Here is an 8,410-nt window from a genome sequence, read left to right as displayed (position 1 = left end):
GGTGGACATTACGCGGGGATAGCAATACTTATCAGTAGTGCCATTGCCCTTGTCATTCAGTTAAGCGTAAAGGATATAGTGTCGCTCTTCACAATTCCATTCTTGGGGGTAATGATGTTCATAGGTGTATTGGCATTGTTTAGGCAGAGGGGTGGATGAAAAATGCGTATACTTGAAATCGCTGGGTTCATGCTCATATTCACATTGACGCTTTCAGCCCTTAATGGTATTGGAATTTTCAGTTCAAACTTAAATGTAAATGTAACATACAATTATACGAAGCCTGGACAGGCAATAAATCAGACTATGCCTCCATCCATGAATATGACTAGCCCCGCATATACTGGGTGGATGAGTTGGGTGCAGTTATTCTATGTGTTAAGCAAGCTTCCAGAAATATTTCAACCAGCCTATAACCTTGGAGGCTACTTGCACAGCCTCATACCCATAATTCCATGGGAACTCTGTACAATGCTAACCACAGTTGTAGACATACTCAACTTGATTGCAGTAATACAGATAATAAGGGGGATAACCTTCAAATGGATGAAGTAAGCTTGGAGGTGAAGAATGCATGATGGTTAAACGTAAAATTCCCCCATCAATTCTAATCCTATTCATAGTTTTCTTCTCATTAATATGGAATCATGTGTATGCAGATGTAAATGTTGAGAGCCTAAATGTTGATGATGCATGGGTGAATCCAAACCAGCAACTGAAATTCACAGCACAACTATTAAACACAACAAGCAATCAGCCCCCAACAGTTTGGGGGTTAAGCTTCGATGGAGTGGATGATTACATCAATGTTTCCGCTGGACCTTCACTTGACATTACATCTGATAAATCAGTTACAGTGACTTTTTGGTTTAATATGCCAAATACTAGTTTATTTAGGAATGTTATGATTAAGGATATGGAGCTTGCCATATCTGTCGGGGGTGTAAATTTAGCGTTTAAAGATAATTGTGGCAATGGATATAGTGTAAGTCGAAGCTTAAATAATAATCTTTGGTATTTCTTTGCTGGGCAATATGATAAATCTGCCGATGTAGTGAGAATATACTTAAATGGAGTTTTAATTAGCTCAGGACTTTCTGGTAAATGGAGTCCCTCGCCTACAACAAGAATATTCACAATAGGTAATGGAAAATATCCAAATGTTGGTCCTGCCGCTAGATTCTATAAAGGGTTCATCGGTGAAGTCCGCATATACAATAGGACTTTAACCAGTGATGAGATTAGCAGAATATACAACTATGGCGAAGTGATAACTGATGGCTTGGTATTATGGCTATCGCCATCAAGCATAATTGGAAACACTTGGTATGACCTTAGTGGATACAATAATCATGGCACACTATACAATGATGTAACAAAGCTTCTGGTTTTAAACATGCTTGTAAACGGCACTGCAACTCCACTGCCTGGAACAATATTCAGTAATGGAACTGCAGTGTTATATGCAAATGCCCCTCAAAACATTGGAATCTACAATTACACTTTAACTGCAATCTACAATAACACGCTTCAACCAGTTGTGAAGACAGTTATGGTTAGAGTGGATGCATTAAAGATAACTCAACTTGTAACTGACGTATATAATGGATATGCATATGCAAAACTAGTTTACGCACTGGATGATCAGCCAATAGCAAATGGAATTGTAAGCATGCTTGGAAGCCAATACATCACCAACAGCAGTGGATGGGCAACAATTGATTTAAGAAGCTTCAACCAATTCTCATCCCCACTAGTTCAGCCTGTAAGGGATTATCAGCATGGAATAACATATCAGCTTCAAAGCCGAATACTCAACGCATATAAAACACAAATTGCAGACGTAAAGATTAGAAGCGTAAACCCAATTGTGAACGCTATACGCGGAACCAATTACATTAGATTCACAGCCCACGGAGACACAGTCGTAGAATTGCCAGGCAACGTCAAGCCACTATTAGTATATGTGAATGGACAGCCATACAGCAATTACGAATACGTCAACAATGAAGTTAGATTCAGAAATTTGGGGAGCGACGTAGTAATATATACAACTACAACATCCATACCATCATTCTATAACGGCCATCTCATACTTTCACCATCATTCTATAACAGCCATACTTCATTAACGTTAAGTGGAGGAGAATTATTATGGAGAGATGCATATGGAAACCTTTACCTAGCCAACAGCACATCAAACCTATCATACATTTACCTATACAACTTCACCAATTACAGGATTACCTTAGCTTATGGAAGTGATTGGCAGTCATTCAATTATACCAGTGACGTCGTTGCAGTTCAGCTTCCAACACATCCAATCACAGTTCAAATCAATTACTACGCCTATGAGAATAAGTTATACATTGTCTTCGAAAAGCCATTGCCAAAGCAAACTGAAATACCCATCCCACAGCTTGGGGAAAACACAATCTATGATGCTGCCAATTGGCTGCGGAGGGTTTGGGGGGACCTATCATACGCAGTATTCCTATTACTGCCAATCAGCATATATCTGAAGAAGCGTAGCGTAAGCTTAGCTGCAGCCTCACTCACACTTTTGGGGGCATCAACATTGGCTGTGGGTGGAATGCCCGAAACAGTTATGAACATTGCCAAAATCGCCTTAGCACTCGGAATAGGAGTCTTAGCCTATAAGGTGCTGTGGCGGGGGGGTGCAGTGGAGTGAGCCTGCAGCAAAACCCATTCTTCCAGCAACTACAATTGACACCCGAAGAAATTGTGGCTTCAAAACTTAATCAGCCAATTCAAAGCCGAAGACAATTAGCCGACATCATAGCTCAATCATACATGGCATGGAGAAGTCAGCAACTTCAAAAAATCCAGCAATACAAAACAGAATTGAAAAGCGAAATATCAGGGGAAGAGGAGGAAACAATTAAGCGGGCGAGTGGAGAGAGCATTGTGGAATGGTTTGAGCGGCTTCCACCAGAAATAAAAACGGAACTATATAAATTGGCCCCAGCCAAAACTGAGTTCTATCAATGGCTCCAAAGGAATCCAGAGTTCCGAATGCAAGTATATGCATTGTATAAGGATATTGTGATGGAGCAATATTTAAGGCAACTTCCAGAACGTGTAGAGCCAAGCCAAATTGAAAATTGGCTGGAAAGCTTGGGGAAGGATGAATCCAGATTATTAATGGCTATAAGTGGATACCCGGAATATAAGCCTCAAATCCAAATTGGGGGAAGCGGAGAAATAAAAATTGGACTTAAAGGTAGAGCTACACCAATAATAAACATTCCAGAGCAAGCTTCAGGAATAACCCAGCAATCATTTGTAGCCGGCAAGGGTGGAATACTGGCTGTAATTCCAAGAATACCAGTTGAGAAATCATTAACTGAGCAACTGCTTCAAACTCCAACCACACCAGAATTGGAGATTCCGAAACAGGCTTTTGCCGGTGTAGCAGCGGCATTTGAAACTGCAACTTTAGGCTTATTGCCAACATATCCCACGCCCCCAACAATATTCAAAGCCGCATTTGAACTTGCAAGGGGGAAAAGTGAATCGTTAGAGTTCCTGAAAACACATCCAGCCTACACAGTTGGAGAGGCGGCTGGGGAAGTTTTAACTGCACTTGCATTCACAAAGCTGCTTCCAAAACCAGTTGTGAAGGAGACAATTACAATTAAGCCTGAAGCCATATCTGAAGCAAAAATCCCAACAGCTGCAGGTGGAATGGAGGTGGAAAGGGCAATGCAAGTCAAAATTAGAGCAGCAGACCTGCCCATACAGGCGAAACTTGAAGACATAATTGGATATTCAGGTAAAACATTGATGGTTAGGGAGGCTGGACTTTTAGGGCCAACTGAAACAATCCTTGGAAAAACGATTAAAACTGGCGAGGAAACACAGAAATTGATTAGTGGAATGCTTGGGGAAAAGCCAATCTTGAAGGTTACAGTTACAGGTCCGGAATTTGTTGAGACTTATTGGAGGATGCCAAGTGGATTAGCTTTTGGTGAGGTCCGCAGCCAAGCAGTAGAGATAACTCGAAGCATCAGTGGAAAGCTGTCTCCAATTGACAAAGTTAAACTGTTATTTGGATTGGATGTTGATAAAACCATAATTGAAAGGGCAACTCAAATTGCTGAGAAGCCTCAACCACAACTCTTAACCATAACAGAAACAAAAATCAGTGGACTGCTCGTTAGAGGACCTGAACCAATTGAAAGGGCATTCAAAGTATTCATTGGAGGGGGAGAAAAGGCTGAAACTGCAACCATGCAGGCATTGAAAACTGTAAGTGAAGTTCCCGTGAAAATTGAATTTAAACTTCCAAGCGGAATAGTTGCAGGAGCAGTAGCATTATCGGCGGCTGCAATGCCCCATGCAATCCAATCATCAGTGGTGGGGAGAGAGATCGGTGAAACTGAACTTTCAACGCAAATCCAGCCGCCAGAAGTTATTCAGCCATTAAAGATTAACTTCAAAATACCCTTAAAACTTGAATTGCCGAAACTTGAAATGCCACGATCAGCATTGGAGAAGCAGTTGGGGGACCTAGCCCCGAAAACCGGTCCCCAGAAGTCACTGCTAAGCTTCCCAGAAGTGGAGCCGCCTAAACTTACACCTCAACTCCAACCCAAACTCGAAGAAAAAACAAGGCAACCAACCTCAACAATTGAACAGGAAATTCCGAGGATCAAAATTCAGCTTCCTCTACCGCAATTGGAAAAGCAGATTCCAACCGAGCTTCCAAAAGTATCATTTAAACTTCCATCAAAGCCTCCAAGCCTCCCAGAATTTGGGAAGCCATTCAATATATCATTCAATTTCAGTTTAGGTCCCCAGAAAACGAGGCGTGGGAAGCGGAAGACTAAGAGGAAGCGTAAGTATAGGGAGTATGTGAATCCATTCCCAGAACTAAATGAAGCCGTAAAAGGCATAGAGAAAGCTTTGAAATCATTGAAAATCAAATTTTAAACCCTTTTTTTGTGATCGTTATGGGAAGGCTTGGAAGCATTGCATTAACGATCATGCTGTCAATTGCATTAACCGTAATTGCCAATTGGAGATACTTCACTACACCAGAAATTAATCCGAAAAGCTACATTACCCCAAAAGATGTGGAAATAGTTAAGTTAGTATATAATTTGACTGGGGGATGGGAGAAAAGTGGAGATTGGAATGAATTGATTAGAGATGTTTATAGAATGTATGATTGGATCGTGCTAAACATAAATCCAGACTTCAACAAAACCAATTGGAGAACTCCAACTGAAACTTTGAGGGCTAGGTCCGCTAAATGCATAGACTACGCAACACTATTATGTAGCATGATTAGATGCTATGCGAAAATAAACGTTTACTGCATAACAATCGAAGATAAGGAGGGGAGGGAGGGACATGCATCAGTTCAAATTATACTTCCAAACAAGACCACAATAATACTGGATCCAGCAATACATTACACCACTGGAAAACCAAAACCAATTGAAGCTGAAACACTAAACTACATTGAAACATTAAAAGCCACATTCCCACTGCAACTTAGAAAACCTGAAATCACATATGCATTCAACGATGAAACCTCAACAACATTCACATCCACAAAAGAATACATTGAATGGCTGAAAAACCAGTAGATGCGGACCTAAACCTTAGGGCTGGGTCCACTTGAAGCGATCCATTATATATTATAATATATTATAATGTAGTAGTAGCCTGAAGATGAATGGGGACCTGAACCTTGGGTTTAGGTCTGCAAACCCGTTCTGAAAGGGGGCTTGTGTGTAACACTTCAATGAAGTCGATTTTTCCATGGAAAAATTTCCATGGAAATGCGTGTGTGCATGTGTGCTTTGTGCACCCCCCCCCCACTATTTCCCTTTTATCATGAAGTTGATGATGTGGATTGACTTTTTATTTATATTTTTTAAAGATTTTCTAAATATATATTATCATTACGCGAAGATTTATGCAGGCGATTCTAGAAACTTAGAAAACTTTATATGTTTCTAGAATTGTATGTATAATGTAAAAGGTGTTACTATGCCGAAGAAGGTTCCAAAGGGGAAAAAACAGTTATTAGTATTGATTGATTCTAAGATTGTGAAGGAGCTTTGGGAGATAATTAAGATGAAGTATCCAGAGTCAACTTATGGTGCATTATCATTGGAGGTTCAGGATGCACTTGCAAATTGGATTGCCCAGCACAAAGCACAAATACACACAAAGTCAATGAACCCTAAAATGCCTAAAAATCACGAAATCGCAAAGGAAATAATCGATTACTTACGCTCATGTGGATTTGAATTACAAGTGAATTTAAAGGTGTTACGCCAAGCAATAGCAAAATTCAGAGGAAATGATGAACGAACAATAAAAAAGTGGATTAAATTCCTAGAAGAAAACGGCTTCATAAAAAAGCTAAACCCACAAGTCTACGAAATCCTATAAATGGAGGAGGAACGTGGAATGACAAACAATAATAATGATGGCTTTCATCCGGACCCAAACAATCTAATTATGATGAAGGGTGTAGCTGCAGATAGGACGATGAGGGAGTTCGAGCAAATCATACGAGTAGACTTTTATCCATTAGCTGATGGAAGCGTGAAGATTCAAGTAACCTTTGACCGTAGACACATTCATCAACCAAAACTCTCGAAGCCCATGGGCTACGTATGGTTCAGCGAAGTATTCCAATTAGTAGACTTGGCGAAGGCATTCATGGTGGCAGCCATGGTGAAAAGCATAATTGGAAAATATGGCACAGACATCAAGCCAGACTCAATCTTAGTCGAGGAAACCATTAGCTTGGCATTTAAAAGCATGATGGATATGCTTAAGGAGGATGTAGTCTTCCTCTCAAAACTATACCTCAAAAACGTAATTAAACGGATAAAGGAGTTGCAGGGGGAGACTGGGAAGTGAAAGTTATGCCCGTGAAACTTCCAAGTGAAACTGAATACTATGATGATCCAAAAATACTGTGGAAATGTATGGTGTGCAAAGAGATTTTCACCTATGATGCACTCATAGAAATATATGTGAACGGTAAATTGAGATTGAGATGCCCAAACTGTGGAAGCATTGGGAGAATGGTGAAAATTAGAAAGCCCCGCAACAACTAAAAAATAATTATTATTTTTTATGTGGGTCCGTAAACTGCCCCTTTAATTGTCCCGCACCGCTTACATTTCCACTCTATCTCCACAATTATGCTTCCATTCCAAACCTTCACATATCGTTTGGTTGCAGTCATTCTCCCCCCGCAATTGTGGCATGGAATACTCTCATCATCCATCATATCGTTCACCTCTTAGGTATATATGTGATTATCTTCATTCCATCCACATATACCCTTTTAATTACACTCTGCCTATAGCAACTTAATTCACTGCTAAGCCTTTGAAAAGCATCATTCAACGTTGCATTGTTAAATTCATAGTGCAGTTGAACTCTTCCATTCCCCCAATCATTCCGTGCAACTGCAACCACAATTATGGACCTGAACTTAACATTGAACATGCTCATCCACATCATCCTCAATTGTTATTATTACTTTTTTACCTACAATGCTTTTCATCATTTCATGGAGGGCTTTTGGAATGTAAATTACATATCGCTTCCCAGATTTGCTTACCCTTGCCTTGAAAACTATGCTCCCCATACTTTCATTCACCATATCATTCAGTGTTGAATGCAAATACTTAAATATTACGATTAGAAACCATATATTTGATGAGCGTCAAACAAATGTTGAGGAATGTGGTTGCAGTATTGTTGCTGATATTAGTATTATATGTTGCATTCAATGTTGCCCATCCAGCACCATCAATCTTTTTCAAGCCACCATGACTCTGCGGACCTGAAACTTGGAAATCTTTGAAAAAAGAAAACATGTTTTATCATCAGCGGACCTGAACCATCATCAACTCATGTTTAAATGGTTTGAAAAAGTGAAAACTGATTTAAGTCCACTTACATCAACATTTAGTTCACTATACAGGAAAAAAAGTGTGGGTTTAGGTCCGCTTAAGGCTTCCTACATATCAAAACATATTCATGTGCTATCCTAGGAACATTTGGATTCTTATTGTAGTATAGGATCCTCCAGAAGCTTTGATTTTGAAGTCTAAGCTTGTATAGCTTCTCCAATTTAAATCCAACCCTACTCATTAGAAGCCAAGTATAGTATGGCAAGTCCACGATCTTCTTGTTCCGTATGAATGGCTTCACAATTATTATGGCTAATCCATTTGACTTCAAAACCCTATACATTTCCCTATAAACCTTCAGCATTTCGCTTAGATATGTTGGCTTACCATCCCTAGTCATCAAGCCCTTAATAACCGTTTCAATGTTTCCAAATGGGAGATTTCCAATGTTCTCTTTACTTAGGTTTGACGGTAGAAATTTAGCCATGTCTCCA

The 8,410-nt window shown here is 39.8% G+C and carries 11 protein-coding genes and 1 pseudogene; 7 read left to right on the top strand and 5 right to left on the bottom strand.

Features of this window, described 5'->3' with window-relative positions:
* Positions 1–162: 162 nt before the first annotated feature.
* The 7 genes from MRT15_RS07460 (at position 163) to MRT15_RS07430 (ending at position 7,109) form a co-directional block, all read left to right on the top strand.
* A complete protein-coding gene (locus tag MRT15_RS07460; protein ID WP_304329383.1) occupies positions 163–555 on the top strand; it encodes a hypothetical protein in 393 nt (130 codons plus the stop codon).
* 19 nt (positions 556–574) lie between these two features.
* Positions 575–2,692, top strand: coding sequence for a LamG domain-containing protein (locus MRT15_RS07455; protein WP_304329381.1), 2,118 nt, complete (start codon positions 575–577; stop codon positions 2,690–2,692).
* Entirely contained in the window at positions 2,689–4,956 is a 2,268-nt protein-coding gene (locus tag MRT15_RS07450; RefSeq protein WP_304329379.1) for a hypothetical protein, read from the top strand. The genes MRT15_RS07455 and MRT15_RS07450 overlap by 4 nt, the downstream gene beginning before the upstream one ends.
* Before the next feature lie 20 nt (positions 4,957–4,976).
* The gene (locus MRT15_RS07445) at positions 4,977–5,618 is read left to right on the top strand and encodes a transglutaminase-like domain-containing protein (RefSeq protein ID WP_304329377.1); all 642 of its coding nucleotides are present in this window, start codon (positions 4,977–4,979) and stop codon (positions 5,616–5,618) included.
* Positions 5,619–6,024: 406 nt separating this feature from the next.
* Complete coding sequence (locus MRT15_RS07440) at positions 6,025–6,432, top strand: hypothetical protein (RefSeq protein WP_304329375.1); 408 nt, start codon at positions 6,025–6,027, stop codon at positions 6,430–6,432.
* Between the two features lie 18 nt (positions 6,433–6,450).
* Complete coding sequence (locus MRT15_RS07435; protein ID WP_304329373.1) at positions 6,451–6,909, top strand: hypothetical protein; 459 nt, start codon at positions 6,451–6,453, stop codon at positions 6,907–6,909.
* A gap of 5 nt (positions 6,910–6,914) precedes the next feature.
* Positions 6,915–7,109: a hypothetical protein gene (locus MRT15_RS07430; protein ID WP_304329371.1), complete on the top strand. Its 195-nt coding sequence runs from the start codon at positions 6,915–6,917 to the stop codon at positions 7,107–7,109.
* Between the two features lie 17 nt (positions 7,110–7,126).
* Here the strand turns inward: MRT15_RS07430 and MRT15_RS07425 are convergent, their stop codons facing one another.
* The 5 genes and pseudogenes from MRT15_RS07425 to MRT15_RS07405 all read right to left on the bottom strand — a co-directional run.
* Positions 7,127–7,285 (bottom strand): hypothetical protein, encoded by a 159-nt coding sequence (locus tag MRT15_RS07425; RefSeq protein WP_304329369.1) that lies wholly within the window; start codon positions 7,283–7,285, stop codon positions 7,127–7,129.
* A 5-nt stretch (positions 7,286–7,290) separates the two neighbouring features.
* Entirely contained in the window at positions 7,291–7,506 is a 216-nt protein-coding gene (locus MRT15_RS07420; RefSeq protein WP_304329367.1) for a hypothetical protein, read from the bottom strand.
* Entirely contained in the window at positions 7,493–7,648 is a 156-nt protein-coding gene (locus MRT15_RS07415) for a hypothetical protein (RefSeq protein WP_304329366.1), read from the bottom strand. The genes MRT15_RS07420 and MRT15_RS07415 overlap by 14 nt, the downstream gene beginning before the upstream one ends.
* A gap of 40 nt (positions 7,649–7,688) precedes the next feature.
* Complete coding sequence (locus MRT15_RS07410) at positions 7,689–7,880, bottom strand: hypothetical protein (RefSeq protein ID WP_304329364.1); 192 nt, start codon at positions 7,878–7,880, stop codon at positions 7,689–7,691.
* Between the two features lie 133 nt (positions 7,881–8,013).
* Positions 8,014–8,410: pseudogene (locus MRT15_RS07405) on the bottom strand (hypothetical protein); the annotation flags it as partial.

It is taken from the genome of Candidatus Culexarchaeum yellowstonense (assembly GCF_024707025.1).
Taxonomy (GTDB): Archaea; Thermoproteota; Methanomethylicia; order Culexarchaeales; family Culexarchaeaceae; genus Culexarchaeum.
Note: the sequence above shows the minus strand (reverse complement) of the source record. Positions and strands in the feature narration are given on the sequence as shown.

Coding starts and splice junctions, on each gene's coding strand:
- MRT15_RS07425 (WP_304329369.1), bottom strand. CDS start 7,285: ATGATGGATGATGAGAGTATTCCATGCCACAATTGCGGGGGGAGAATG.
- MRT15_RS07440 (WP_304329375.1), top strand. CDS start 6,025: ATGCCGAAGAAGGTTCCAAAGGGGAAAAAACAGTTATTAGTATTGATT.
- MRT15_RS07420 (WP_304329367.1), bottom strand. CDS start 7,506: ATGTTCAATGTTAAGTTCAGGTCCATAATTGTGGTTGCAGTTGCACGG.
- MRT15_RS07460 (WP_304329383.1), top strand. CDS start 163: ATGCGTATACTTGAAATCGCTGGGTTCATGCTCATATTCACATTGACG.
- MRT15_RS07455 (WP_304329381.1), top strand. CDS start 575: ATGATGGTTAAACGTAAAATTCCCCCATCAATTCTAATCCTATTCATA.
- MRT15_RS07430 (WP_304329371.1), top strand. CDS start 6,915: ATGCCCGTGAAACTTCCAAGTGAAACTGAATACTATGATGATCCAAAA.
- MRT15_RS07445 (WP_304329377.1), top strand. CDS start 4,977: ATGGGAAGGCTTGGAAGCATTGCATTAACGATCATGCTGTCAATTGCA.
- MRT15_RS07435 (WP_304329373.1), top strand. CDS start 6,451: ATGACAAACAATAATAATGATGGCTTTCATCCGGACCCAAACAATCTA.
- MRT15_RS07410 (WP_304329364.1), bottom strand. CDS start 7,880: ATGTTTTCTTTTTTCAAAGATTTCCAAGTTTCAGGTCCGCAGAGTCAT.
- MRT15_RS07415 (WP_304329366.1), bottom strand. CDS start 7,648: ATGGGGAGCATAGTTTTCAAGGCAAGGGTAAGCAAATCTGGGAAGCGA.